Origin of the sequence: Pseudoalteromonas sp. CR1, assembly GCF_019392235.1 — a bacterium.
In the GTDB taxonomy this organism is placed as follows: Bacteria; Pseudomonadota; Gammaproteobacteria; order Enterobacterales; family Alteromonadaceae; genus Pseudoalteromonas.
On sequence record NZ_JAHXRM010000484.1, the window covers coordinates 1 to 248 of the forward strand.

At 39.9% G+C, this 248-nt stretch carries 1 rRNA gene; it reads right to left on the reverse strand.

From position 1 onward, the window contains the following. Positions 1–71, reverse strand: a 5S ribosomal RNA gene (gene rrf, locus KZZ04_RS20245); the annotation flags it as partial. Between the last annotated feature and the right edge of the window lie 177 nt (positions 72–248).

Here is a 248-nt window from a genome sequence, read left to right on the forward strand (position 1 = left end):
TCGGCGCTGTTTCGTTTCACTACTGAGTTCGGCATGGAGTCAGGTGGGTCCAAAACGCTATTGTCACCAAGCAAATTAGGTGCAAAGGATTAATGACAAGCACGGAGTGCTTCTTTTTCCTTTGCGCAAGGTGCCTCAATGTTAACGCTACGCGCTAAGAGTCACCTCATAAATTTGGAAAATATCTGATAATATTTTTTAAGTTTCTAAGTATCTATCTACTTTAGTTATATTAACTTCTTCGCTTG